The 24,470-nt window shown below is 63.7% G+C and carries 25 protein-coding genes and 1 tRNA gene; 9 read left to right on the plus strand and 17 right to left on the minus strand.

Annotated elements, in window-relative coordinates; translation table 11 throughout:
• Nucleotides 1–35 precede the first annotated feature (35 nt).
• On the minus strand, nt 36–1,073 hold the full coding sequence (locus tag ABOC32_RS02215; protein ID WP_426810004.1) for an ABC transporter substrate-binding protein: 1,038 nt from the start codon (nt 1,071–1,073) through the stop codon (nt 36–38).
• Between the two features lie 297 nt (nt 1,074–1,370).
• Here ABOC32_RS02215 and ABOC32_RS02220 point away from each other — a divergent pair, with 297 nt between their 5' ends.
• Both ABOC32_RS02220 and ABOC32_RS02225 read left to right on the plus strand, forming a co-directional pair.
• On the plus strand, nt 1,371–2,975 hold the full coding sequence (locus ABOC32_RS02220) for an ABC transporter permease (protein ID WP_426810005.1): 1,605 nt from the start codon (nt 1,371–1,373) through the stop codon (nt 2,973–2,975).
• Nucleotides 2,972–3,835 (plus strand): ABC transporter ATP-binding protein, encoded by an 864-nt coding sequence (locus ABOC32_RS02225; protein WP_426810006.1) that lies wholly within the window; start codon nt 2,972–2,974, stop codon nt 3,833–3,835. Before ABOC32_RS02220 ends, ABOC32_RS02225 begins: the two co-directional genes overlap by 4 nt.
• A gap of 157 nt (nt 3,836–3,992) precedes the next feature.
• Here ABOC32_RS02225 and ABOC32_RS02230 read toward each other — a convergent pair whose 3' ends face one another.
• The 8 genes from ABOC32_RS02230 to ABOC32_RS02265 form a co-directional block, all read right to left on the minus strand.
• On the minus strand, nt 3,993–4,274 hold the full coding sequence (locus ABOC32_RS02230) for a DUF971 domain-containing protein (RefSeq protein ID WP_426810007.1): 282 nt from the start codon (nt 4,272–4,274) through the stop codon (nt 3,993–3,995).
• Entirely contained in the window at nt 4,274–5,239 is a 966-nt protein-coding gene (locus tag ABOC32_RS02235) for a HEAT repeat domain-containing protein (protein WP_426810008.1), read from the minus strand. Before ABOC32_RS02235 ends, ABOC32_RS02230 begins: the two co-directional genes overlap by 1 nt.
• On the minus strand, nt 5,236–6,087 hold the full coding sequence (locus ABOC32_RS02240; RefSeq protein ID WP_426810009.1) for an ABC transporter ATP-binding protein: 852 nt from the start codon (nt 6,085–6,087) through the stop codon (nt 5,236–5,238). The genes ABOC32_RS02235 and ABOC32_RS02240 overlap by 4 nt, the downstream gene beginning before the upstream one ends.
• Nucleotides 6,087–6,869, minus strand: coding sequence for an ABC transporter permease (locus tag ABOC32_RS02245; protein WP_426810010.1), 783 nt, complete (start codon nt 6,867–6,869; stop codon nt 6,087–6,089). Before ABOC32_RS02245 ends, ABOC32_RS02240 begins: the two co-directional genes overlap by 1 nt.
• Before the next feature lie 15 nt (nt 6,870–6,884).
• Entirely contained in the window at nt 6,885–8,291 is a 1,407-nt protein-coding gene (locus ABOC32_RS02250) for an ABC transporter substrate-binding protein (protein WP_426810011.1), read from the minus strand.
• 119 nt (nt 8,292–8,410) lie between these two features.
• Complete coding sequence (locus ABOC32_RS02255) at nt 8,411–8,656, minus strand: 4Fe-4S dicluster domain-containing protein (RefSeq protein WP_008096634.1); 246 nt, start codon at nt 8,654–8,656, stop codon at nt 8,411–8,413.
• Nucleotides 8,657–8,815: 159 nt separating this feature from the next.
• Nucleotides 8,816–10,540 carry a fumarate reductase/succinate dehydrogenase flavoprotein subunit gene (locus tag ABOC32_RS02260; RefSeq protein WP_426810012.1) on the minus strand — a complete coding sequence of 575 codons (1,725 nt, stop codon included), beginning with the start codon at nt 10,538–10,540 and terminating at the stop codon, nt 8,816–8,818.
• Nucleotides 10,537–11,286: a GntR family transcriptional regulator gene (locus ABOC32_RS02265; protein WP_426810013.1), complete on the minus strand. Its 750-nt coding sequence runs from the start codon at nt 11,284–11,286 to the stop codon at nt 10,537–10,539. The genes ABOC32_RS02260 and ABOC32_RS02265 overlap by 4 nt, the downstream gene beginning before the upstream one ends.
• Before the next feature lie 214 nt (nt 11,287–11,500).
• On the opposite strand from ABOC32_RS02265, the gene ABOC32_RS02270 reads away from it, so the two are divergent.
• The 3 genes from ABOC32_RS02270 to ABOC32_RS02280 all read left to right on the plus strand — a co-directional run bounded on the left by ABOC32_RS02270 (nt 11,501) and on the right by ABOC32_RS02280 (nt 14,139).
• Nucleotides 11,501–11,577, plus strand: a tRNA-Arg gene (locus tag ABOC32_RS02270).
• 161 nt (nt 11,578–11,738) lie between these two features.
• On the plus strand, nt 11,739–13,469 hold the full coding sequence (locus tag ABOC32_RS02275; protein ID WP_426810014.1) for a dipeptidase: 1,731 nt from the start codon (nt 11,739–11,741) through the stop codon (nt 13,467–13,469).
• A 232-nt stretch (nt 13,470–13,701) separates the two neighbouring features.
• On the plus strand, nt 13,702–14,139 hold the full coding sequence (locus ABOC32_RS02280) for a CBS domain-containing protein (RefSeq protein WP_426810015.1): 438 nt from the start codon (nt 13,702–13,704) through the stop codon (nt 14,137–14,139).
• Nucleotides 14,140–14,145: 6 nt separating this feature from the next.
• On the opposite strand, the gene ABOC32_RS02285 is transcribed toward ABOC32_RS02280, so the two are convergent.
• From ABOC32_RS02285 to ABOC32_RS02295, 3 genes are all read right to left on the minus strand, one after another.
• Nucleotides 14,146–14,784 carry a hypothetical protein gene (locus ABOC32_RS02285; protein WP_016497496.1) on the minus strand — a complete coding sequence of 213 codons (639 nt, stop codon included), beginning with the start codon at nt 14,782–14,784 and terminating at the stop codon, nt 14,146–14,148.
• Nucleotides 14,785–14,853: 69 nt separating this feature from the next.
• Nucleotides 14,854–15,096, minus strand: a complete 243-nt coding sequence (locus ABOC32_RS02290; RefSeq protein WP_019473111.1) for a DUF2789 domain-containing protein — start codon at nt 15,094–15,096, stop codon at nt 14,854–14,856.
• Between the two features lie 61 nt (nt 15,097–15,157).
• Complete coding sequence (locus ABOC32_RS02295) at nt 15,158–15,616, minus strand: aminoacyl-tRNA deacylase (protein WP_016484356.1); 459 nt, start codon at nt 15,614–15,616, stop codon at nt 15,158–15,160.
• Between the two features lie 99 nt (nt 15,617–15,715).
• On the opposite strand from ABOC32_RS02295, the gene ABOC32_RS02300 reads away from it, so the two are divergent.
• A complete protein-coding gene (locus tag ABOC32_RS02300) occupies nt 15,716–17,062 on the plus strand; it encodes an NfeD family protein (protein WP_426810016.1) in 1,347 nt (448 codons plus the stop codon).
• Nucleotides 17,063–17,064: 2 nt separating this feature from the next.
• Complete coding sequence (locus ABOC32_RS02305; RefSeq protein WP_086975942.1) at nt 17,065–17,817, plus strand: slipin family protein; 753 nt, start codon at nt 17,065–17,067, stop codon at nt 17,815–17,817.
• Between the two features lie 143 nt (nt 17,818–17,960).
• Here ABOC32_RS02305 and ABOC32_RS02310 read toward each other — a convergent pair whose 3' ends face one another.
• The 3 genes from ABOC32_RS02310 to ABOC32_RS02320 form a co-directional block, all read right to left on the minus strand.
• On the minus strand, nt 17,961–18,593 hold the full coding sequence (locus ABOC32_RS02310; protein ID WP_086975940.1) for a LysE family transporter: 633 nt from the start codon (nt 18,591–18,593) through the stop codon (nt 17,961–17,963).
• A 182-nt stretch (nt 18,594–18,775) separates the two neighbouring features.
• Nucleotides 18,776–19,363 carry a mechanosensitive ion channel family protein gene (locus tag ABOC32_RS02315; protein ID WP_043203285.1) on the minus strand — a complete coding sequence of 196 codons (588 nt, stop codon included), beginning with the start codon at nt 19,361–19,363 and terminating at the stop codon, nt 18,776–18,778.
• On the minus strand, nt 19,363–21,273 hold the full coding sequence (locus ABOC32_RS02320) for an ATP-binding cassette domain-containing protein (RefSeq protein ID WP_426810017.1): 1,911 nt from the start codon (nt 21,271–21,273) through the stop codon (nt 19,363–19,365). Before ABOC32_RS02320 ends, ABOC32_RS02315 begins: the two co-directional genes overlap by 1 nt.
• A 50-nt stretch (nt 21,274–21,323) precedes the next feature.
• Here ABOC32_RS02320 and ABOC32_RS02325 point away from each other — a divergent pair, with 50 nt between their 5' ends.
• A complete protein-coding gene (locus ABOC32_RS02325; protein WP_426810018.1) occupies nt 21,324–21,806 on the plus strand; it encodes a TIGR02444 family protein in 483 nt (160 codons plus the stop codon).
• Here ABOC32_RS02325 and ABOC32_RS02330 read toward each other — a convergent pair.
• Nucleotides 21,782–22,888: an AlgP family protein gene (locus tag ABOC32_RS02330; protein ID WP_426810019.1), complete on the minus strand. Its 1,107-nt coding sequence runs from the start codon at nt 22,886–22,888 to the stop codon at nt 21,782–21,784. The genes ABOC32_RS02325 and ABOC32_RS02330 overlap by 25 nt on opposite strands.
• Nucleotides 22,889–23,268: 380 nt before the next feature.
• Here ABOC32_RS02330 and ABOC32_RS02335 point away from each other — a divergent pair, with 380 nt between their 5' ends.
• Nucleotides 23,269–23,907 carry an FKBP-type peptidyl-prolyl cis-trans isomerase gene (locus tag ABOC32_RS02335; protein WP_426810020.1) on the plus strand — a complete coding sequence of 213 codons (639 nt, stop codon included), beginning with the start codon at nt 23,269–23,271 and terminating at the stop codon, nt 23,905–23,907.
• 9 nt (nt 23,908–23,916) lie between these two features.
• On the opposite strand, the gene rsd is transcribed toward ABOC32_RS02335, so the two are convergent.
• Nucleotides 23,917–24,387, minus strand: coding sequence for a sigma D regulator (gene rsd / locus ABOC32_RS02340; protein ID WP_426810021.1), 471 nt, complete (start codon nt 24,385–24,387; stop codon nt 23,917–23,919).
• Nucleotides 24,388–24,470 lie beyond the last annotated feature (83 nt).

The following is a 24,470-nucleotide window of genomic DNA, read 5'->3' on the forward strand; positions in this document are numbered from 1 at the left end:
TGGTCCTTGCGGTCATTGTCGGGTTTTTTGAAGGTTCAGCGGGCGGCCTGCACGGCCCGTTCCTGTTTCAGCGCAGCATCGAGGAAACGCGGTTCGATCCAGTCGGCTACCTGGAAGCCACGGCGGATCAAACGCTCCTTGGCGGCCAGGTCTACGCCCTGCTGCAGCTGGCCGACGAAGTCAGCGTCCAGGCGTGGGTCGAAGTAGTGGGCAAGGTCTTCCCTGGCCAGGTCATCGCTGAGGATGCTGCGCGGCCAATTGGCGTTGCTGGCCACCAGGTCGATGTAGGCCTGGCGGTTGTGTTCATCACGCAGCCAGGTGCTGGCCTGCTCCTGGGCGTTGACCAGGCGCTGGACCAGCTCGGGGTATTTGCGGATGAAATCACCGGTGCCCAGCAGCACCGCCTGGGTGCTGCCGGCGCCTTCAAGGTCCCGCGAGTTGACCGGCAGTTCGACCAGCCCGCGCTCACGCAGCGACAGCAGGTTGGACAGCCCCCAGGTGGCGTCAATCTGCTTGGCGGCCAGTGCGGCGTTGGCGGCGTTGAAGTCCAGGTTGATGACTTTCAGCTCGCGCTCGGTCAGCCCTTGGCTGGCCAGGGCGCTGGCGAACGACAGCTGGTTGGCTGTGCCGCGGAACACCGCCACGCGCTTGCCCTTGAGGTCATGCAGGGTCTTGATGCCAGAGCCGGGCACCACGCCCAGGTAGCTCTTGACCCCACGCACCCCCGCCGACAGCACGCGGGTGTCCAGGCCATTGGCCTTACCGACAATCGCGGCCAGGTCGCCCAGGTAGGCGAAGTCGGCCTGGCCGTTGGCCAGCGCCTCGTTCACCACGGGGCCGGCGCCCTTGAAGAAGTGCCAGTCGATGCGGATGCCGTCCTTGGCGAATGCCTTCTCCAGCAGTTGCTGGTCACGCAACACATCGACCACGCCACCGGCGCTGGGCTTGCTGCCAGCGCTAAGGTCGGGCACGGCGATGCGAATGCTTTCTGGCTTGGCCGGTTCAGCGGCGTGGGCACCGAGGGTAAAGGCCAGCCCAAGGGCGGTAATCAGGTGGCGCAACGGGGTTTTCATGGCAAGGCTCCTTGGCAGGCTGCCACCGGCGAAGGCCGGCGCTTTGGCCAGAAGCTAGGCCGGTCTGGTTAGAACCTACAAAGATCAAAACTTCATTTTTTAGTAACTGAAAGACATAAACCAAGCGGCATGCGGGCCTGCGGGGCGCTTGCGGAAAATGCATGGAAAATATGAGGAAAACGCAACGGCGGGGGGCTTCCGTATGCACGGGGCGCATGCTCTTATCTCTTGAAAGTCACTTTATGGATTTTTTAATTCCATAAGTGAATAACCTAACAACGCTTCGAGAGATGGCCGATGAATGGAGTTCTGAGCAGGAATCGGGGGGGGCCGCTACGCGACCCATTCGCGGCGCAAGGCCGCTCCCACAGGGACCGCATTCTCTCGGCAGAGCGGGTTCTGCCTTGGTTGCTGCCTGTGCTGATTGCGCTGCTGTGGGGAGTGGCGAGCCGGCAGCACTGGATGAGCGAGCAGATCCTGCCGGCACCGGCACTGGTGTGGCAAAGCGCGCTGGAGTTTGGCTCAGGCGAGCTGTGGGGGCACCTGTGGATAAGCCTGCAACGGCTGTTCTGGGGGCTGGCGGCGGGCATTGCCAGCGGCTTGCTGCTGGGTGTGTGGCTGGGGGCTTCGCGGCGGGCACAGACGCTGGTGCTGCCGACGTTCGTGGCGCTGGCGCAGATCCCTACCCTGGCCTGGATTCCGTTGTTCATGCTGTTCTTCGGCATCGGCGAACTGCTCAAGCTGGTGGTGCTGGTAAAAGCCGTGGTGGTCCCGGTCACCTTGCACACGCTGGTGGGTGTGCGCGATGCCCAGCCAAAACTGCGTGAGGCCGCTGCAGCGCTGCGCCTGCCCCGGCACCTGCTGTTCCTGCGCCTGTTACTGCCGGCCGCCCTGCCCGCCTTCCTCACCGGCGTGCGCCTGGCCCTGGCCACCGGCTGGACCTCGCTGCTGGCGGTTGAGTTGCTGGCCTCCAGCGAGGGGATCGGTTACCTGATGGTGTGGGGGCGGCAACTGTTCATGCTCGACCTGGTGATGCTGTGCATTCTGGTGATCGGCCTGGTCGGCGCCGTGCTGGAGCGCAGCTTCTCAGCCCTGGAAAAGCGCCTGCTGTACTGGCCGCAACCGGCCACTGGCGAGCAGCAGCGCGGGCCTGTGCCACGCGGCTGGCAAAGCCTGCTGCTGCCCCTGGGGCTACTGGCGCTGTGGCAGGCCAGCAACAGCTTTGGCTGGGTTGACCCGAATATCCTCACCTCGCCACTTGAGGTGCTGCGCACGCTGTTGGTCGGCCTGGCGGATGGGTCGCTGCCGCAGGCCTTGTTGCTGAGCCTGGAACGTACCCTGAGCGGCCTGTTGCTGGGTGGCGCCGCGGGCTTGCTGGCCGGCTTGCTGCTGGGGCTTTCCAGTGCGGCCGAACGCGTCTTCGGGCCAAGCCTGTCGGCCTTGCGACAGGTTGCGCTGTTCGCCTGGGTGCCTTTGCTCACTGCGTGGTTCGGCCTGGGTGAAGGGGCCAAGCTGGTGTTCGTTGGCCTGGCCGCATTCTTCCCGCTGCTGATCGCTACCCAACGCGGTATCGCCAGCCTCTCGCCACAGCTGGGCGAAGCGGCCCGCACCCTGCGCCTGAACCTGTGGCAACGCCTGCGCCTGCTGGTGCTGCCCGGCGCGGCCCCGGCGATTTTCGCCGGCCTGCGCCTGTCACTGATCTACGCCTGGCTGGGCACCATCGGTGCCGAGTACTTCATGCCCTCGGACGGTGGCATTGCCAGCCTGATGATCGGCGCCCAGCAACTGTTCCGCATGGACCAGGTGATGGCCGCCATGGTCCTGATCGGCCTGGTCGGCGCCCTGCTCGGCACCCTTGGACAACGCCTCGAATCGCGCGCTACGCGCTGGAGAACCGCATGAACGCTTTCAACACGTCGCACCTGCAGGCGGCCAACCAGCCCGACACCTCCCCGCCGCTGGTCAGCTTCGAGGGGGTCGGCAAGGTGTTCACCGTGGACGGCCAGCCGTTCGAGGCCATCCGCAACTTCAACCTGTCGATCAACCAAGGCGAGTTCATTGCCATTGTCGGTGCGTCCGGCTGTGGCAAATCCACCTTGCTGCGTTTGCTGGTGGGCCTGGACACCGACTACAGCGGCAGCATCCGCGTCGATGGGCACACCGTCAGCGGCATCGGTGGCGAGCGCGGCATCGTGTTCCAGGAGCACCGTCTGTTCCCTTGGCTGACGGTGGAACAGAACATCGCCCTGGGCCTGGTGAACGAGCAACTGACCCAAGGGGAACGTGCCCGCCGTGTGCATGAGTTCGTGTTGCTGGTGGGGCTGGCCGGCTTCGAGACAGCGTACCCGCACCAGCTTTCCGGCGGCATGGCCCAACGCGTGGCGATTGCCCGCGGGTTGGTGGCCAGCCCACGGATTCTGCTGCTGGACGAGCCGTTCGGTGCCCTCGATGCGCTGACCCGCCAGCAGCTGCAGGACGAGCTGCTGGCCATTCGTGAGCGAGCAGGTATCACAACCTTGCTGGTGACCCACGATGCCGAAGAGGCGACGTACCTGGCGGATCGGGTGGTGGTGCTGGAACCACGCCCGGGCAGGATCAAGTCGGTGGTCGAGGTCGACCTGCCGCACCCACGGTTGCGCACCGGCGTTGCGCTGCATGGGTTGCGCGAAAAGGTGCTGCACCAGATCACCGGGGATGGCGGCTACCTGCCACCGCCGGTGCGACGAGTCGAGGGCCTGCGGCCGGAGCTGATTGCACTGTGAATGACCGGCGACAATTTCAGGGCAAACAAAGGCCCTGTAGGAGCAGCCTTGTGCTGCGAAGAGGCCATTGCAGCTGAAGATAATCTTTAGCCTTACCGGCCTCTTCGCAGCACAAGGCTGCTCCTACAGGGGGATGCGGTAGCCTGAGGGATCAGCTTCACTTGCTGACTAGGTCACGCAGGTAAGCCCAAGGGTAGATCCCGCGCTCATGCCCATCGCTGAACACCAGTTGCACGCCATACCCTTGCGACTCGATCTGCACCACGCGCACATCGTCGTGCACCAGGCTTATCCCGCCCGACAGCCGCGCCGCACGGCATTGTGAACAGGGGCAAGCACCGCGCAAACGGGTATGGCTGAGGCTGTGCTCGCCGTCTTCCCATTGCAGCACCAACTGCCCTGGCCCGCGCAGGTTGCGAATGGCTTGCGGGGCGTTCATCAGGCAGCCCCGCGCAGTTGCGCCAGGGCAATCCGCACCGCCTTGCGCACCTCGGGGTCGCTGTCGGCCTCGGCGGCCTGCAGCACCGGCAAGGCACGCGCCTGGCCCAGCTCGCCCAGGGCCAGTGCTGCTTCCTTGCGCAGGTTGGCAATGCCATGACCAAGCAGCGCGCCAAGCGCGTCCAGTGCAGCGGCATAGCGCAGCCGACCCAGTGAACGCGCGGCCCGCAGGCGTACCTGCCAGAAGTCATCGGCCAGGGCATCCACCAGCGCCGGGCCGGCCTGGTCCTGACCGACCTTGCCTAAGGTGGTGGCGGCTTCTTCGCGCACTTGCCAGGCCTGGTCGGTCAATGCCGCCACCAACGCAGGCAACACCGAGTTGTCCCGGGCAAGGCCCAACGCGCCGATGGCCGCGCGGCGCACCTCGGTGTCCGGCTCGGCCTCGGCGAGCGCTGCCAGTGCCAGCAACGCCGGCTGGTGCTTGAGCCAGCCAAGAATGCCCACGGCCTCACGCCGCACGGCGGCGTCGTCATCGGCCAGCGCCAGCAGCGCAGGTTCGGCAGCATCCTCCAGGCGCAGCTCGCGCAAGGCTCGCAGGGCACTGGCGCGGACGAAGGCATCGGCGTGCTTGGCCCATGGCAGGATCAACTGGCCGGCCTCAAGGCTCTTGAGTTCGCTAAGGCTCTGCGCAGCTGCCAGCCGTACCGGCTCGGCGGCATCGGCCAGCGCAGCGCACAGGGCTTGCACAACTTCGGGTTCTTCCCAGGCCTCCAGCAGGCGCGCGGCCTCGGCGCGCACCTCGTCGGCCGCGTCCACCAGCAGGGCATCGGTGAGCCAAGGCAAGCCATCCGGGTCTTCCAGGTCGGCCAGTTCGATCAAGGCGATGCGGCGCACGCCAGCGTCGCTGGCATCAAGGCGAGGCAACAGGGCAAGGATGTCGGGGTTGTCGGTCGTTCGGTCAGTCATAGCGCGATCCGTAGCGGTGGGTGGTCAGTGTCCGGCAGGCCCAGCGGGGTCAGGCGCGGCAGTTCGCGGCCTTCCTCGTGGCGCAGCAACGCCAGGCAGTGACGCTTGAGGTGAGTGAATTCAGGGCTGGTCAGCAGGCTGGCGCGGCGGGGGCGCGCAAAGTCCAGGCGCAGGTCCTCGATGAAGCGACCGGGGCGCGGGCTCATCACCAGGATGCGGTCGGCGAGGAACAGCGCTTCGTCGATATCGTGGGTGACGAACACCACGGTGGTACGGATGCTGGCCCATATATCCAGCAACAGTTCCTGCATGCGTGCACGGGTTTGCGCATCCAGTGCGCCGAAGGGTTCGTCCATCAGCAACAGCCGTGGGCGGTTGATCAGCACCCGGGCAATCTCGGCCCGTTGCTGCATACCGCCGGACAGCTGGTTGGGCCAGCGCCCGGCAAAGTCGGCCAACCCCACCAGTTGCAGCATTTCGCCCGCCTGCCGGTGACGTTCTGCGCGGCCCAGGCCCTGCATCTTCAGGCCGAAGGCCACGTTGTCGAGCACGCTGCGCCAGGGCAGCAAGGTGTGGTGCTGGAACACCATGCCGCGCTGCGGTGACGGCCCGGCAACGGGCTGGCCGTCCACGTTCAGCTGGCCGCTGCTGGGCACCAGGTGCCCGGCCAGGGCGCCGAGCAACGTCGACTTGCCACAACCGGAAGGGCCGAGGATGCAGACGAACTCGCCAGGTTCCACGGCAAAGTCCAGGCGCTGCACCGCCTCGAACGCTTCGCTGCCGTGCCCCAGGCGAATCGACAGGCCACGACCCTCGATACGCCCCGGCGCCTGTTGATAACTGCTCATCAACTGGCCCTCCGCGTGCGGTACCACGGCGTGGCCAGCGTCCCCAGGCGCTTGACCAGGGCGCTACTGCCCATGCCCAGCACGCCGATCAGCAGCATGCCGACGATGATGTCCGGGTAGTTTTGCAAGGTGTAGGACTCCCAGGTGTAGTAGCCGATGCCGAACTGCCCGGAAATCATCTCGGCGGTGACCAGGCAGAACCATGACGTCCCCATGCCAATGGCCAGGCCCGTTACGATGCTCGGCAACGCCCCTGGCAACACCACTTCGCGCAGGATTGCCCAGCGCCCGGCACCAAGGCTGCGTGCCGATGCCACCAGGCGCGGGTCGACGGCCTCGACGCCGTGCACGGTGTTGAGCAGGATGGGGAACAACGCACCGGTGAAGGTGATGAACACCATCGACAGTTCCGACGACGGGAACATCAGGATCGCCAGCGGGATCCACGCCACCGCCGGAATCGGCCGCAGCACTTCCAGCGGCGGCAGCAGGGTGTCTTCAGCCCATTTCGAGCGGCCGATCAGCAACCCCAGGGCCACGCCGACCAGTGCCGCAGTGGCATAACCGGCAAACACCCGCGACAGGCTGCTGCCCAGATGCGCCACCAGGGTGCTGGAGGTCAGCAACTGCCAGGCAGCGTCCAGCACCGCCTTGGGTGTGGGGACATAGGTGAAGGTCAGCAGACCGAGGTCCAGTTTCACGCTTGCCGCCACCTGCCAGAACAACAGGCAGGCCAGCAGCGACGCCAGGCGCACCGGCCAGCGCTTGAGGTTGCGGGTCATGTCGGTGCCTCCCGGTCAGCGCTGGGCGACCAGCTTCTGGTTGGCGCTGACGAAGTCCAGCGCCTCGCCACCATGGGCCTTGGCATACTGTTCGGCCTGGTCCTTGAGCAGGAACGCTGCCAGTTCGCCGTTGGCGTTGCGCACGAACCAGGCCTGGTTGGCCAGCAGCTTGATGCCGCTGTCGGCGGCCTGGGCGTAGATGGCGCGGATGTCCTTGCCCTCCTGCTCCAGCCGGGCCAGGGCACCCAGGGCGGCCTCCGGCGAAGCGTAGTGGCGGACCTTGTCTTCACCGCGCACCCAGATTTGCGCCAGGCGGCTGAAGTCGGTGATCGGTTTGCCGGTCAGCGCGTCATTGGCCTTGAGTGGCAGCGGGTCGTAGTCTTTCAGCGCCTTGTCGTAGTCCAGGCCAGCCTCTTTGAAGGCGGCACGGATGTACTGGTCGTCGATGAACTTGTCGGTGTCCAGGCCACGGTCGGTCTTTTTCAGCAGCTTGAGCGTGTCGATGGAGGTAGCCACTGCCTGGCGGTATTCAGGCTTCCAGGTCAGGTCGCGGGTCTGCAGGCCGAGCGGCCCGTGGAACAGGTAATTGACCTCGGCTTCGATCCCCGTGACCTTCTCGATCAGTTCGCTGTACTTCTCCGGCTGCGCAGCGATCAGGCGGTCGGCTTCAAGGCTGGCGCGCAGGTAGGCGGTGACTACTTCCGGGTACTTCTTCGCGTAGTCGGCATCGACCAAGGCACCATGGAAGGTCGGTGCATTGGCCTGAGCGCCGTCATAGATCTTGCGGGCGAAGCCGCGGTTGGGGAACAGCTCGGCGAACGGCACGAAGTCGGCGTGGGCTTCGATGCGGTTGCTGCGCAGGGCGGAGCCGGCGATTTCCGGCGCCTGGGCGATGATGCGCACATCCTTCTGCGGGTCCCAGCCCTGAGCGGCGACGGCGCGCAACAGCATGCCGTGGGCAGTGGAGGCGAACGGCACGGAAATGGTCTTGCCCTTGAGCTCCGCCAACGACTGCACGCTGGACGCGGCAGGCACGACGATGCCGTTGCCGCTGCCATGCACGCTGCCCGACAGCACACTGATGAACAGGCTGCGCTTGCCGGCATCCAGGTGGGCAACGCCGTTGAACGACCCCGGGAAGTCGGCCATGGCGCCGAAGTCGAGTTTGCCGGCGACCATTTCGTTGGTCAGCGGCGCACCGCTGGTGAAGTTCTTCCACTCGACCTGGTAGGTGGCCCCCTTGTACTTGCCATCGTGCGGCAGGTACTTGTCCAGCAGGCCCAGTTCACGGATCAGCAGGCCGCCGGTGGCGCAGTTGATGGTGGTGTCCTGGGTGCCGATGGCGATGCGGATGGTTTCGGCGCTGGCATTCAGGCCAGTGAGCGCCAGCGCGAGGCCGGCCACGGTTGCAACAAGGCGCATGGGTGTTTCCCCTCGAATCGTTATAAGAGTTGGCGTCGTCTCCGCCGCCCGGTTTGGGTGGTGGGAAACGAGGGGCACAGCAGGAGGGCGTCCGGTGGTTCGCCGGATGGCGGGATGAATCAGCGCAGCAGGTACGGGATGTCGACCTTCACCGCGCCGGTGGGGCAGTCCTTCTCGCAGGGCATGCAGTACCAGCATTCGTCGAAAGCCATGTAGGCCTTTTGCGTGGCCGGGTTGATTGCCAACAGGTCCATGGGGCAGACCTCGACGCACACGGTGCAGCCTTTTTCGGCGATGCATTTGTCTTCGTCGATGGTGACCGGGGCGCTGCTGCGGAAGAAGATTTCTTGCGGCTGATAGGCCATTTCACGGAGTCCTTGGGGCCTTTATTGGCTCCCTATCATCTAGAGGCTTGCACATTTCCCTGTGGGAGCGGGTTTACCCGCGAAGAATCCAACACCGTGGATGGCACCGGCTTCGCCGGTGTTCGCGGGTAAACCCGCTCCCACAAAGTGAGGTGTCGCTTAGGCGGCATCGGCTTTGACACGCAACCGGTCGTAAGCGGTCTGCTCTTCTGCATCCAGGGCGATCAGGTAGGGTTCGACAGCCTTCTTGAAGCTGGTCATTTCACCGTTCTCGCCCTTTTTCAGATGGCAATGGCAATACCACTCGCCATCGTTGCGCTCCGGGAAGTCCACCCTGTGGTGATACAACCCCCAGCGGCTTTCCTCGCGGAACAGCGAAGCCCGCGCCGCCATCTCGGCGCAGTCGCGAATCACCGACACTTCCATCGCACGCATCAGTTCATGAGGGTTGCTGGCCTTCATCTGCTCCAGATCACGCTCGATCTCGGCAAAGCGCGCCAGGCCGATTTCCATCTTCTTGGTCACCTTTGGCGGCTGCAGGTAGTCGTTGACCATGCGCCTGAGCTTGTACTCGACCTGGGCTGGCGGCAGGCCATGCTCACGCTGCAGCGGGGCAAACACCCGCGCGCGCTCGCGCTCGACCTGCTCGGTATCGACCTCGGCGAGTTCGCGCCCGGCCACGTAATGCGCGGCGTTCACGCCGGCAAACCAGCCATAGGTAAACGCGCCGAGCATGTAGTTGTGCGGCACCGCAGCCATATCGCCCGCGGCATACAGCCCTTTGACGCTGGTCTCGGCCTTTTCATTGACCCACACCCCCGATGCCGAATGCCCGGAGCAAAAGCCGATCTCGGAGATATGCATCTCGACCATGTGCTGGCGGTAGTCGGTGCCACGCCCGGCGTGGAACTGGCCACGGCTGGGGCGTTCGTTGCTGTGCAGGATCTCTTCGATGTTCTGGATGGTCTCCTCGGCCAGGTGGTCGAGCTTGAGGAACACCGGGCCATTGCCGCCTTCGAGCTCCTGGTGGAACTCCCACATCATCTGGCCGCTCCAGTAATCGCACTCTATGAAGCGCTCGCCCTTGCTGTTGGCGGTGTACCCACCCAACGGGCCGGTGACGTAGGCACACGCCGGGCCGTTGTAGTCCTTGATCAGCGGGTTGATCTGGAAGCACTCGAGGTTGGCCAGCTCGGCGCCTGCGTGGTAGGCCATGGCATAGCCGTCACCGGCGTTGGTCGGGTTCTCGTAAGTGCCCATCAAATAGCCCGACGACGGCAGGCCCAGGCGCCCGGCGGCGCCACAGGCCAGGATCACCGCCTTGGCCCGCACCACGCGAAACTCGCCGCTGCGGCAGTCGAAGCCCAGCACGCCCGCAGCGGCGCCTTCGCCATCGAGCAGCACACGGGTGCAAACCATACGGTTGCTGATTTCTACCCGGGCACGCTTGAGCTGGCGGTACAGCACCTTCTTGATGTCGTGGCCTTCGGGCATGGGCAGCACATAGGCGCCCATGTGATGCACCTTCTTCACCGCGTAGTCGCCGGTTTCGTCCTTCTCGAACTTCACGCCCCAGCGGTCGAGTTGCTCGATGGTTTCAAAGCTGTGGGTAGCGTAGGCATGCACGGTGGCCTGGTTGACGACGCCGTCATTGGCCACGGTGATTTCCTTGGTGTACTGCTCGGGGGTGGCGTGGCCGGGGATGATGGCGTTGTTCAGGCCATCCATGCCCATGCTGATGGCACCGCTGCGCTTGACGTTGGCCTTGTCCAGCAGCAGCACGCGCAGGCTTTTGTCCTGCTCCTTGGCCTTGATCGCCGCCATCGGCCCGGCCGTGCCGCCACCGATGATGATGATGTCGTAGTCCTGGGTCTGGATGCTCATGCCTTGCCCCCTTTCTGGCGGTCAATGCGCAGGCGGTACTGGAAGGCATCGCCGCGGTAGTAAAGGTGTTCGAAGTCCAGTGGCGTGCCGTCGGCAGCATGGGTCAGGCGCTCGATGCGCATGATCGGCGAGCCTTCTTCTACATCCAGGGCCTGGGTCAGGTCGCTGTCGGCCAGTACCGCATCGATGGCCAGGTCGGCGTGGCCAAGGGCGATGCCGCAGTCGTTTTCCAGCAGCAGGAAGATGTCGCGGGTGACCAGGTCGGCCTTCTCCAGTTTTTCGCCGACGGCCTTGGGCAGCCAGGTCAGCTCCAGCGACACCGGCTCACGGTTGATCAGGCGCACCCGGCGGATCTCGGTCACCAGGCTGCCCTCCTCGACCTGTAGCCGGGCGGCCACCAATGTGTTGGCCGGCACATGGCGAAAGCTGCGCAGGCGGTTGATCACTTCGTAGCCCATTTGCGTCATTGATTCGCCCAGGCCCTGCAAGGTACTGACGTTCTGGAACGCCTTGGGCTTGGCGACGAACGTGCCTTTGCCGTGGATCTTGAAGATCAGCCCTTCCTTCTGCAGGTCGCCCAGTGCCTGGCGCACGGTGATGCGGCTGACGTCGAAGGCCTTGCCCAGTTCGCTTTCCGAGGGCATGCGGCTGTGCGGTGGATAAGTACCGTCGAGGATGCGCTCGCGCAGCAGTTCCTTGAGCTGGGTATAGAGCGGTACCGGGGACAGGGGGAGCAGTTCGGCCATGGGATCTCTTCGCTGATCGATGACTTGTTATAACAAGTTGTGACCAGAGGATAGAGGCCATAAGAGGCGTGTGGGAAATATTGATATTGCATATGAATAGATGAATTTGCGCAGGCCAGTGGCCTGCAGAAGCCGCCTGCGCAAAAAGAGGAAAAAGGCCACAGATCAAGGCGATGGACGTCAACGACACAGATGGGTATCATGCGTGCGCGTTGCACTCGTAGCTCAGCTGGATAGAGTACTGCCCTCCGAAGGCAGGGGTCGTGGGTTCGAATCCCGCCGAGTGCGCCATATCAAAAAGCCCTGGGCCTGAGCCCGGGGCTTTTTCGTTTGTGCGACATGTCGCGTTTCTGGTACTCCCGTGCCACGGGTCATTGGTGTTAGCGTGAGCGTCTTCCCGTTTTCCAGGCGGGTAACCCACAACAATGATTGGCGAAGGAATGCGCACAACCATGCACTTGAAAAAACTGACCGCCACCACCCTGCTACTGGCCAGCATCGGCCTGTTCACCCAACCGGCCCAGGCCAACCTCACCCAGCAGCAGTCCGCTGCCATTGTCAAAGCCTTCGACGCCAGCAACCCAAGCGACTTCAAGCAGTTCCTCGGCAAGCTCAAAGGCAGCGACCTGGCCAAGGCCGACAACCTTGACGCAACCCTCGACGCCTACCTGGCCAACAAGCCACTGGCCGCCGAACAGCAAGACGAAATCAATCGCCTGCTCGGCCTGTATACCCGCATCAAGTACGGCAAGGCCGCCACCGACACCCTGCGCGAGCTGGTGGCCATTCCCACCTTCAATGTCGAGGGCACGCCGCAATACGAAAACCCGGCATTCCTCAAGATCGCCGACAAGATCAAGGCCCTGGCCGACAGCTTTGGCCTGGCCTTCCGCAACATCGACAATCGGGTGTACGAGGTCTCGCTGGGCAGCGGGAAGGAAGTGATCGGCATCCATGCACACGCTGACGTTGTGCCGGTCAACCCGGACAACTGGACGTTGGCTGACGGTACGCGCCTGGACCCGTTCAAGGTCACCCTGGTTGGCGACCGCATGTATGGCCGCGGCACCGAAGACGACAAGAACGGCATCGTGGTGGCGATGTACGCGCTGAAAGTAGCCAAGGACGAAAACCTGCCGCTCGCCCGGCAGTTCAAGCTGCTGATCGACACCACCGAGGAAACCAGCGGTGATGCCATCCCTTACTACTTCGAGCGCAACCCTACCCCCGACTACAACCTGGCCCTCGACGGTGGCTACCCGGTGGTAATTGCCGAGAAAGGCTACGGCACGGTCATGGCCAGCTTCAGCAAGCGCCCGGCCAGCGGCAAAGGTGCCGAGATCGTCAACCTGACGGGTGGTCTGGCCACCAACCAGATTCCGACCACTTCCGTAGCAACCCTGGTGTCTGACAACCCGGCACAACTGGCCAAACACCTGCAGCAAGCTGGCGCCAGATATGTGAAGCAGCATGGCGGCGACTTCAGCATCGACGCCAAGGCCGATGGCAAGCAGGTGTTGCTCACCGTGACCGGTGTTTCCGCCCACTCTTCGGAGCCGGAGTCCGGGGTGAACCCTGTTGCCCGCATGCTCGACTTCATCAACGGCCTGGGCCAACAGGTGCCGATCAAGCACAACCAGTTCACCGACGCTGCCCGCTACGCCGCCGATAACTGGGGCCTGGACTACCTGGGCAACAAGCTCGGCGTAGCCTTCAAGGACCCGTTCATGGGCCCGTTGACCGCCTCGTTGACCTTTGTCGGGGTGGATGACAAGGGCCTGAAACTGGCCGTGAACCTGCGCATTCCCAAGGGCAAGCCAATCGCCACGATCAAGGACGACCTGGCCGACAAACTGGGCAAATGGACCCGGCAAAGCCGCACCTCGGTGGCGTTCGACTACAGCCTGGACGAGCCGATGTATCGCAACCCCGAAGGCGAATGGGTAAAGGCCCTGCTCGCGGTGGCCACCGAGAACCTGGGCATGAAGCATGAGTTTGGTACCTCGGCCGGAGCCACCTCGGTGCACGACCTGCCCAATGGCGTGCAGTTCGGCCTGGCCATGCCGGATGTGAAATACACCGGGCACAACGACAACGAGTTCAAGACTGTGGAGCAGTTCATGCTGGACCTGCAGATCGTGAGCGAGATGGTGGCGCGGCTCGGGCAGATGCCAAAACTTTGATCGACAGCACTGGCCTCTTTGCGGCTACGGCCGCTCCCACAGGGATCGCACAGTTTTTGAATGCGGTGTAGCGCCTGTGGGAGCGGCTTCAGCCGCGAAGAGGCCGGCACAGGCGAACACCGATGACGTTTTTCAATCGACTCCATGCCGTTTCCTGCATTGCCGTGCAGAGCGCCGTGCCGGATGCTTTAGTTACTCCGAGACAGCGCTTTTTTCACCCGCAGAGGCCCGTATGAAGACCGTCGAACAAATCCTCAAGACCAAGTCCCAGCACCAGACCGTTTACACCATCGGCCCGGATGACTCGGTGCTCGACGCCCTGAAAATGCTGGCGGAGAAAAACGTCGGTGCGTTGCCCGTGGTCGAGGGCAGCCAGGTGGTGGGTATCGTCAGTGAACGGGACTATGCGCGCAAACTGGTGCTCAAGGGCCGCTCTTCCGCCGCCACCCCGGTGCGCGAAATCATGAGCGCACCCGTGGTCACCGTGGAGCCGAAGCAGAATCTGGAGTACTGCATGAACCTCATGACCAACCGCCACTTGCGCCACCTGCCGGTGGTCAACAACGGAGAGCTGCTTGGCCTGCTGTCGATTGGTGACCTGGTCAAGGAAACCATCGCTGAACAGGCCAGCCTGATCATGCAACTGGAGCAGTACATCCGCGGCGAATGATGCCCCTCAATGGTAGGCGCGCTCCAGCTCGTCCAGCTGATGGTCGAAGCTGCGCAGGCGCGCCGACCAGGTGTACACCAGCACCTCCAGGTCACGGTTGAGCACTGCAGTATTGCCATTGCCACTGCAGGTGGGCTCGCCCAGGTCCAGCTGGTAGCGTTCACGGGCCATGGCCTGGGCCACGCTGGACAGGTCGCGGGCATTGGCCAGCCAATGGTGATGGTGGTCATGGATTTCACGGTCGAGTGCCCGGCACTGGCGCTTCAGCGCATCCAGGCTCTGCTCCAGCGGCGTGCCCTTGAGCTCGCCCATGACCTCTTCGAACGTGCGCCCCGAATGCCAGTAGCTGCCCCAGAAGTAGCGGTCGAACACCGTCTCGACGCGGCGTAGCGCCACTTTGGTGTTCCAGATGGTCAGCAACGTTCGCCCCTGAATCACTTCACGCTTGTTCAGGTGCAACTGCTGCCAGGCAATCCACGTCAGCGCCACCAGTACAACCGCCACAGTGACAGCCGCAGCGGCATACAGGAAATGCACAGCCTGGTTCATCTGTTGCGTCTGCCTGATGCCATAGAAGTAACTGGCCGTCAGGGTGCCCAGGATCGTCACGGAGCACCAGAAACCTGGTGCGTAGGGATCTTTCATCGCGCTATCCCCTTATTGTTTTCCTGAGCATAGCAACGGCCAATCACTCGTCAGGTGCCGCTCGGCGCTTTATTTTCGGGGGCGGCGCAACGCTTCGTTGAGTTGATCGAAGGGCACGGCCCAATCGGAATCTTCAATGATGCTTTCCTTGAGAAAAGCACGCTGGGAGTCGGTCCAGAACGGCGCATCCACCAGCTTTATCTCGTTCTTCAACGGGGAATGGCTGGTGATGAACTGATCGATACTCTCGGGATCGTCGGGCAAGCCCAACTGTTTGAACAGGTCGGCAAAGGGATGGATCGGCGCTTCCATGGTTCCTCCTGAGCGCCAGGCAGGCCGTCCACGACGCCCGTCTGGCATTGGTGTGAAAACATCAGCAAAGCTCGCGCACTTCGGCGTGCGGCACCAGCTTCATGTACTGCTCCATGCTCATGTGGATCAAGTGATCGTGGTCACCCGCCTCCAGGTAGACATCGCCCTGGCGGGTAAGGCTCGGGTCGAGCAGCATTTTTATCTGGTAAGCATCGCCAAGGGCCGGCACGGCGCCCCGCTCGCAGTCACCGAACAGGCTCGGCAGGCCGCTTTCACGGGTCAGTTGCCAGGCCCCGGACATGCGTACCTTGGTCATGTCCAGGTGCCGGTTGGCGGGCAGGACGGCCATGATGTAGTTGCCATGCCGGTCATCGAGCATCACCGACTTGGCGACCCGCTCGGCGGGCACGCCGGCCGTACGGGCCGACTCCAGGCTGGTGGCCGAGTGTGGATGGGGAATGATGTCGTAGTCGCAGTTGGCCTTGTCCAGGCGGGCCTGCAGGGTCTTTGCCATACGCATGATGCACCTCCGGTTTCGCCCCCCCAATCTTCAATTTTAGGCCGGGTAGCGGCAGGCAGGGCTAAACTTGTGTAATACGGGCAAACGAGGTGACGACAGGTGATCGCCCGCTGCTGGCGCTGGCTGTTGCTGCTGTTGCTGCTTGGCATCACCTCAGGTGGCCAGGCAGCGCCCGGTGCAGTGTGGGTGCTGGGCATCGATGATGCCATCGGCCCGGCCAGCGCCGACTACCTGGTACGCAGCCTCGACCAGGCCCAGGCGCAGGGCGCGCAACTGGTGGTAATCCGCATGGACACCCCCGGTGGCCTGGACAGCGCCATGCGCCAGATGATCAAGGCGATTCTCGCCAGCCCCGTGCCGGTTGCCACCTACGTGGCCCCCAGCGGCGCCCGCGCTGCCAGCGCCGGCACCTATATTCTCTACGCCAGCCATGTTGCCGCGATGGCCCCCGGCACCAACCTGGGTGCTGCCACGCCCGTGCAGATCGGCGGCCCCCCGGATACGCCCAAAGACGACAAGGCCAAGGGCGGCGATGATGAAACCCTGGCCCGCAAGCAGGTCAACGATGCCGCTGCGTACATCCGCGGCCTGGCGCAGCTGCGCGGTCGCAATGCCGACTGGGCCGAGAAAGCCGTGCGCGAGGCCGTCAGCCTGCCTGCCAGCGAGGCCTTGCGCCTGAATGTGATCGACCAGGTAGCCGACGACCTGCCCGCCCTGCTGCGCAAACTCGACGGCAAAACGCTGGAGGCCGCCGGCCAGCCACGCCAGTTGCAGACTGCCGGCGCCAGCCTGGTCGAGCACCTGCCGGATTGGCGCACACGGGTACTGGCGGTCATCACCAACCCCAGCGTGGCGCTGATCCTGATCATGGTCGGCGTGTACGGCGTGCTGTTCGAGTTCATGAGCCCCGGCTCAACGGTGGGGGGCGTGGTCGGCGGCATCTGCCTGCTACTGGCGCTGTACGCCCTGCAGCTGTTACCGGTGAGCTTCGCCGGGGTGGCGCTGATCGTGCTGGGCATCGCTTTCATGATCGCCGAAGCGTTCCTGCCCAGTTTCGGCGTGGTCGGGTTTGGCGGCATCGTTGCCTTTGTGGTCGGCGCGCTGATCCTGATCGACACCGACGCCCCCGGCTTCGGCATCCCGCTGGCCTTGATCGGTACCCTGGCAGTGCTCTCGGCGCTGTTGATCGGCAGCGTGCTGGGCATGGCCCTCAAGGCACGGCAACGGGCGCTTGTCAGCGGTGATGCCGGCCTGGTCGGCAGCCTGGTCACCGTCACCCAGGTAGTGGCAGGCAACCCGTTCCGTGGCGCGGTCCTGGCCCAGGGCGAGGAATGGCAAGTGCGGTGCGCAACGCCGCTGCAAGCTGGCCAGAACGTGCGGGTGACCGCACGCCATGGCGTGATGCTGGACGTGAGCGCCGCCGCGCCTGCGACGCAAGGAGAATGACCATGTTCATGCAAGTGGGTTTCGCTGCCGTACTGATCGTGCTGGCGATGCTGTTGCTGTCGGCGTTTCGCATCCTGCGCGAATACGAACGCGGCGTGGTGTTCCAGCTGGGGCGCTTCTGGCAGGTGAAGGGGCCGGGGCTGATCCTGTTGATCCCGGTGATCCAGCAAATGGTGCGGGTAGACCTGCGGACCGTGGTGCTGGATGTGCCCCCACAGGATGTGATCACGCGCGACAACGTCTCGGTCAAGGTCAACGCGGTGCTCTACTTCCGCGTGCTCGACCCGCAAAAAGCGATCATCCAGGTCGAGGACTTTCTGGTAGCGACCAGCCAGTTGGCCCAGACCACCCTGCGTGCGGTGCTGGGCAAGCACGAACTGGATGAGCTGCTGGCCGAACGCGAGCAACTGAACGCGGACATTCGCCAGGTGCTGGACGCACAAACCGATGCCTGGGGCATCAAGGTGGCCAACGTCGAGATCAAGCATGTCGACCTCAACGAATCGATGGTCCGCGCCATCGCCCGGCAGGCCGAAGCCGAACGCGAACGGCGGGCCAAGGTGATCCATGCCGAGGGGGAATTGCAGGCGTCGGAGAAGTTGATGCAGGCTGCACAGATGCTGGGCAAGGAGCCTGGGGCGATGCAGTTGCGCTATATGCAGACGCTGGGGGCGATTGCGGGGGACAGGACCTCGACCATTGTCTTCCCGATGCCGGTGGACTTGCTGACGGGGCTGGTAGACAAGCAAAAATAGCAAAGGCCGCAACGCAATCCCTGTAGGAGCAGCCTTGTGCTGCGAAGAGGCCGGTAAGGCTAAAGATTATCTTCGGCTGCAATGGCCTCTTCGCAGCACAAGGCTGCTCCTACAGGGTCTGTGTTTTCACCCCCGTGGCCCGATCAGAGAGGCGCGCGGCGCAGGGTCGCCAGGAAGGTCGCCGCCCCAATGAACAACCCGGCAAATGTCCGGTTCAAACGCTTCTGCTGTTTAGGCGTACGCAGCAAGCGCAACACCCGCGAAGCCAACCCGGTGTACCCCGCCATCACCAGCATGTCCACGGTGATCATGGTCACGGTGATTGCCACATACTGCGGCAGCAGCGGTGCATGCGGGTTGAGGAACTGCGGCAGCACCGCCAGCATGAACACCAACGCCTTGGGGTTGCTGACGTTGACCAGGAACCCGCGGAATACCAGGCTCAGCGGTTTGCCGATCGGACGCACGCCGGACTCATCGGACATGTCCATCGGCAAGGCGCGCCATTGCTTGTAGGCCAGGTAGACGAGGTAGGCGACGCCGAACCATTTGATGACCTGGAAGGCCGTGGCCGAGGCGGCCAGGATGGCGCCCACGCCGGCGGCAATGATGGCGATTTGCACAATCAGGCCCAGTTGCAGGCCCAGGGCGTTCCAGTAACCACGCCAGAAGCCGTATTGCAGGCCGCTGGACATCGAGGCAATCGCCCCGGCACCGGGTGACAGGCTGATCACCCAACAGGCGGCAAAGAAGCCCAACCATACTTCCATCGACATCACACACCTCGCTCGAACATTTGTTGCAAAACGTTAAGCTAAGGTTTTGGTGAAAAAATAACCAGCAATTTCTGAGGGATTTGCAGTGCCTGACCTGGCCTCTTCGCAGCACAAGGCTGCTCCTACAGTGATCGCGTACTCGTGTAGGAGCAGCCTTGTGCTGCGAAGAGGCCAGTACAGGTTTAGTCAGCTTCGCCAGCTGTCTCTTTGTGCAGAGCCTGCACCTCAGCCCCGCGCCAGCGCCGCACCGACTTCTGGAAGAACTGGCTATTGGGCACCTGCACCAACGCCCCGCCCGCTTCGGGCATTTCCAGCAGGGTGGTAAACAGCAGGTTGATCGCGATCACCCGGCCTTTCACACCCGGCTTGTCCAGGGTGTCGACCAGTTCGACCACGTCACCAATGCGAAACGGCCCGACCGTGAAGATCAGCACCGCGCACAGCAGGTTGGACAGCACGCTCCACATGGCGAAGAAGGCCACCGCCGCCACCGCGACAAAGCCGGACAGCGCCGTCCACAGTACGGTCGCTGAAACACCCAGGCGCTCCAGCACGAACAGCAGTGCGCTGCCCATGATCAGCCAGCGCAGGCCGCCACGCACCGGTACCAGCAGCTCTGGCGGCAGCGGGTAACGCTGGCCCAGGCGGCTCAACCCGCGAGCAACGATGCGCTGCAGGACGAAGGCCGCCACCAGGATCAACAGAATCTGCAAGCCCAGCCAGAAGGTGTCCATCCATTGCCCCGGCAGCAGCGAACGCAGTTCCTCCATCAGGACAGCGCCTCAAGCTCGGCCTGCATGCTTTCGAGGGTTTCCAGCGCTTCCATCCAGGCTTCTTCCAGCTCGCCTTCGCGTTGCTTGAGCTTGCTCTGGCGCGCCAGCAGGTCACGCAATTCGTCCTTGCGCGCTGCTTCGTAGAGGCCACCGTCACCCAGCGCGGTCTCGATATCGGCCAGCTGCACGTGCACCTGGTTGAGCTCGGTTTCCAGCTTGTCGGCCGCTTTCTTGTGCGGGGCCAGTTGCTGGCGCAAGGCTGCGGCAGCCTGGCGCTGGGCTTTCTTGTCGGTCTTGTCCGGGTTGACCGGGGCCGTACTGGCCGGCGCGCTGCGCTGGCGGTACTCGACCAGCCAGCGGCTGTAGTCGTCCAGGTCTCCGTCGAAGGTTTCGACCTTGCCGTCAGCTACCAGCAGGAAGTCGTCGGTCGTGCTCTTGAGCAGGTGACGGTCGTGCGACACCACCACCACGGCGCCGGCAAACTCCTGCAACGCCATGGTCAGCGCCAGGCGCATTTCCAGGTCGAGGTGGTTGGTCGGTTCGTCGAGCAGCAGCAGGTTGGGCCGTTCCCACGCAATCAGCGCCAGCGCCAGGCGGGCCTTTTCGCCACCGGAGAAATTCACCACCGGCTCGTCAGTGCGGGCGCCATGGAAGTCGAAGCCACCGAGGAAGTCGCGCAGGGTCTGCTCACGCTCGGTGGGGGCAATACGCTGCAGGTGCAGCAGCGGGCTGGCCTTGTCGTCCAGCGAGTCCAGCTGGTGCTGGGCAAAGTAGCCCACCGCCAGGTTCTCGCCACGGACCAGGCGGCCCGACAACGGCTCCAGCTCACCGGCAAGGTTTTTGATCAGGGTCGACTTGCCGGCGCCGTTGGGCCCGAGCAGGCCAATGCGCGCACCCGGGGTGAGCTGCAACTTGACCTTGTCGAGGATGGCCTTGTCGCCATAACCCAGGCAGCCTTCAGACAGGCTCAGCAACGGGCTGGAGATTTTCTGCGACTCGCGGAAGACGAAGTCGAACGGCGAATCGACATGGGCCGCCGACAGCTCCTCCATGCGCTCCAGGGCCTTGATCCGGCTTTGTGCCTGACGGGCCTTGGTGGCCTGGGCCTTGAAGCGGGCGATGTACTTTTCCATGTGCGCGCGCTGCGCCTGCTGCTTCTCGTAGGCCTGCTGCTGCTGCGCCAGGCGTTCGGCACGGGTGCGCTCGAAGGCGGAGTAGCCGCCCTTGTACAGGTTCAGCTTGCGCTGCTCGACGTGCAGCACATGGTCGACCACGGCGTCGAGGAAGTCACGGTCGTGGGAGATCAGCAACAGCGTGCCGGGGTAGCCCTTGAGCCAGTCTTCCAGCCACAGGATGGCGTCGAGGTCGAGGTGGTTGGTGGGCTCGTCGAGCAGCAGCAGGTCGGACGGGCACATCAGTGCCTGGGCCAGGTTCAGGCGCATCCGCCAGCCGCCGGAGAAGTCGCCGACGCGGCGGTCCATCTGCTCGTTGGTGAAACCCAGGCCAGCCAGCAATTTGCGCGCGCGGGCGTCGGCGGTATAGCCGTCGGCGCCTTCCAGCTCACTGTGCAGGCGCGCCAGGGCGGTACCATCGTGGGCCTGCTCGGCCGCAGCCAGTTCGGCCTGGACTTTGCGCAAGCGAAGATCGCCGTCAAGCACATAGTCCACGGCCAGGCGGTCGAGGGTGTCGACCTCCTGGCGCATGTGGGCGATGCGCCAGTCGCCGGGCAGCTGGCAATCGCCACCATCGGGCGACAGCTCACCGCGCAGCAAGGCGAACAGGCTGGATTTCCCGGCGCCGTTGGCGCCGATCAGGCCGGCTTTGTGACCGGCGTGCAGGGTCATGTCGGCGCCGTCTAGCAAGCGCTGCGGACCACGCTGTAAAGTGAGGTTGGTTAGTCTGATCATGATGGTCGCGGAGTCTACCAGCTTCCTCGGCCCATAGCGCGAGTGGAACCATGCACACCGACCTGTGGAATTACGCCCTGGCCCTGTATGCCAGGCCTGGCGTGGAAGCGGCCTGCCTCGAACTCCAGGCGCAGGGTGGCGATGTCTGCCTGCTGCTGTGCGCAGCCTGGCTGCAAGCGCGTGGCGTGGCCGTGCTGGACGCGCGCGCGCAAGCGCTGCACGACATTACCGAGCCTTGGCAGCGAGAAGTGGTCGCCCCGTTACGCAGCCTGCGCCAGCAATGGCGAGCGCCAGCGTCGGGTGATACGCAACTGGCGGCGTTGCGTGAGCAGGTGAAGGGGCTGGAATTGCAGGCAGAAGAAGCGCTGCTGGAGCGCTTGCAGGAACGCTCGCGACAGTGGCCCGCGGACTCCCGTGAGCCCACGGACGACTGGCTGGCCCGGCTGGCGCCGGACCCTGCCCGACACCACGACGCGCTGGATCAGTTGCGCGTCGCGGCGGCTGCGCTTCAGGACGCCGAAGACGGTGCCTGAGCCGGGGTGCTGGCGGGTGCCGACGGTGCTGCCGAAGGGGCCGGGGCGGCCGAGTTGGTTGCTGCGGCCGGGGTGCTGGCGGCTGGCGTAGCAGGTTTGGCTTCGGCTGGCTTGCTGGCAACAGGCTTGGCGGCAGCTGGCTTGGCGGCAGCTGGCTTGGCGGCCGTACGTGCTGGAGCCTTGGCGGCAGCAGGTTTTGCCGCTGGTTTTGCAGCTGGCTTCGCGGCGGCGGCTTTGGCTGGCGCTGGTTTGGCTGCAGCAGTAGCCTTGGCAGCTGGCTTCGCGGCAGGTTTGGCTGCAGCAGTAGCCTTGGCAGCTGGTTTCGCGGCTGGCTTGGCAGCAGTAGCGGTTTTGGCAGCTGGCTTCGCGGCAGGTTTGGCTGCAGCAGTAGCCTTGGCAGCTGGTTTCGCGGCTGGCTTGGCAGCAGCAGCGGTTTTGGCAGCTGGCTTCGCGGCAGGCTTGGCAGCAGCAGTGGCCTTGGCAGCTGGTTTAGCTGCTGGTTTGGCAGCAGCAGTGGCCTTGGCAGCTGGTTTCGCGGCAGGCTTGGCAGCAGCGGTTCTGGCCGCTGGCTTGGCGGCAGGTTTGGCTGCAGCAGTTGCCTTGGCAGCTGGCTTCGCGGCAGGTTTGGCAGCAGTGGTTCTGGCAGCTGGCTTGGCAGCGGCAGGCTTGGTGGTTTTGACGGCGCGCTGGTCAAGGGCCTTGGCGGCTGCTTCGCGAACCTTGCCTACACCTTGGGCCAGCTTGAGGCTGTCCTGAGCGTCGCGCTTGAGTTGCTGGATATAAGAGCGGGTCTGGGTTTGACGTTCCTTGAGGGCATCGAGCAGCCCTTCAAGTTCACCAATGGCTTTTTGCGCTTTGGTCTGTGCCTTGGCTTTACCTGCCTTGGCGGCATCCTGCAATTTCAGGCGACCGTTGTGCAGTTTTTCCTGGGCCTTGCCACGCTGCTTTTCCAGTTTGGCCAGCAGTTTTTCCGCATCAGCCAGCGCTTGCGAGCAGGCATCTTCCAAGTGTTCGAGCAGGCTGCCCGAAAGTTGCTGGAGCAGGTGTAACGGCGTACTTACTGGCTTCTTTTTGGCCGACATGGTTTACCTCCTGGCTGACGAGATTGCGGCTCATACTATGCTTCTGCTGCTACCGCCGCTAGGGCATGTTGACAGTAATATTTACGCCGCGTTGCATGCCTGGGCAAAGTTGTTATCTTGCAGCTGCGTGAAAGTGTAGTTGCTGAATTAATCATTGCTGATGTTTGGCAATTATCTGACTTGCAGCGCAGCCTTGTAGGAGCGGCCTTGTGTCGCGATCGGGGTGCGTAGCGCCCCCCAAATTTGTGCATCACGCTGATATTGCCGGGGCCGCGTTGCGGCCCTGTCGCGACACAAGGCCGCTCCTACAGGGATCGCGAGCACACTACAGAAAAGCGAACGCTGGCATACTTCCACGCTCATTGGCGCAAGAGCTGACCATGTTTCGATATCTTGTTTTAGGTTTATGCCTGCTGGTGCCAGTAGCAATGGCCGACAGCAACGACCAGGACCTCGCCTACAGCCTTGGCGCCAGCCTGGGTGAGCGGCTGCGCGAGGAGATGCCAGGCCTGCAACTGGATGCACTGGTCGAAGGCCTGAAGCAGTCCTATCAGGGGCAACCCCTGAAGCTCGACAAGGCACGCATGCAGGCCGTGCTCCAGCAGCATGAAGCACAGGCAGGTGACGCCGCCACGCAGAAGTTGCAGGCAGCCGAAACACGCTTCATGGCCAACGAGCGTGGCCGTTACGGGGTACGCGAACTACCGGAAGGTGTGCTTTACAGCGAATTGCAGCCAGGCAATGGCGCCCAGCCCAAAGCCGGCGGCAAAGTGCAGGTGCGGTATGTTGGCATGCTGCCGGATGGCTCGGTATTCGACCAGAACCAGGCGCCCCAGTGGTTCAGCCTGGGTTCGGTAATCGAAGGGTGGCAGGTGGCCTTGCCAAGGATGCACGCCGGGGCCAAATGGCGCCTGGTAATCCCGTCAGCGCAGGCCTACGGCGCCGAAGGCGCAGGTGACCTGATCGCACCCTATACGCCCCTGGTGTTCGAAATCGAACTGCTGTCGGTTGGCGACTGACGCCAACCTTCAGGCCTCGACGGTGCCCTCTTCCTTGTGGGCGTTGTGCAGCACTTCGATCAGGCAATCTTCGAGTTCGAAGCGCTCGTGCAGCAGGGCACCCAGCTTGGTCAGCTTCTCGGCAAAACGAGCCGGGTCCGAACACTCACCTTTTGCACAATGGTCGTTGAAGGCCAGAGCAATCTGGGTACTGTCATCGATACGAGGATTGATCTGCGTGGCCAGTTCCAGACCGCGCGTGTCACCAAATGCCTTGGCTTCACTGACCAATTGTTCGCTGACCTCGAAGTGCCACGCCGAAACGTAGTCGACAAGAAGAGCACAGAAGTCCCCGTGCGTATCCTTGTCGGCGAAGGCCGGCTTTACATCGCGCAAAGCGCGGAAAGCCTGCACCAGTTCCTGGCGCTCCTCCAGCCAACGGTCGATCAGCTTGTGAACCCCACCCCAGCGTTCCTGGGCATTCTGACAACTATCGAGCATGGCGATCTCTTCCCTTCTGGGTAGATGCCGCTGCACCTCGCACCACGACCGCGCAGCACAAAGGTGACATCAGCAGGACGGCA

It is taken from the genome of Pseudomonas sp. WOUb67, assembly GCF_050058005.1.
GTDB classification, from domain to species: domain Bacteria; phylum Pseudomonadota; class Gammaproteobacteria; order Pseudomonadales; family Pseudomonadaceae; genus Aquipseudomonas; species Aquipseudomonas putida_R.